Annotated in this window: 1 pseudogene; it reads right to left on the reverse strand. The window is 47.3% G+C overall.

The features are described 5' to 3' along the window. Window positions 1-586: 586 nt before the first annotated feature. Window positions 587-697, reverse strand: a pseudogene (locus LEP1GSC047_RS22025) (transglutaminase family protein); the annotation flags it as partial.

Consider the following 697-nt stretch of genomic DNA (forward strand, 5'->3'; position numbering starts at 1 on the left):
AGGAGGGTTTTCTTTTCAGAGGTCAGAAGACTGACGCGTTCGCTTTCAGAGGACAGACGACTGAAGACAGATGCGCTCGCTTCGCTCGCGCTAGACAGAAGCTGCTAGATGTTGGAAATGCTGGGGTAGGAGGAAGAATCTACTATGTTTTTTAATTTATTAACAAGTCATTTACACACTTGAGCTGTCACCCCCCTGATACCCCCGCATCGAAAATCCAGTAACACCTCGCTCCAACATAATTCGTTTTCAGAGGACAGACGCGTTCGCTTTGCTCACGCTAGACAGAAGCTGCTAGATGTTGGAAAGGCTGGGGTAGGAGGAAGAATCTACTATGTTTTTTAATTTATTAACAAGTCATTTACACACTTGAGCTGTCACCCCCCTGATACCCCCGCATCGAAAATCCAGTAACACCTCGCTCCAACATAATTCGTTTTTAAAAAATTGTTGTCAGGGTAATAGGAATAATTTTCTGTCCTCTGTCCTCTGTCCTCTGTCCTCTGTCCTCTGTCCTCTGTCCTCTGTCCTCTGTCCTCTGTCCTCTGTCCTCTGTCCTCTGTCCTCTGTCCTCTGTCCTCTGTCCTCAGCCTTCTGACCCGCCCGATTGAATCACATCCACTTCGACTTTTAATTTATGCTTTCCGCCGCCGAAAAGGATTCCTCGTAGCGGAGAAACATCGGAAAAATCCCGCCC

This window comes from Leptospira inadai serovar Lyme str. 10, from assembly GCF_000243675.2.
Lineage (GTDB): Bacteria > Spirochaetota > Leptospiria > Leptospirales > Leptospiraceae > Leptospira_B > Leptospira_B inadai.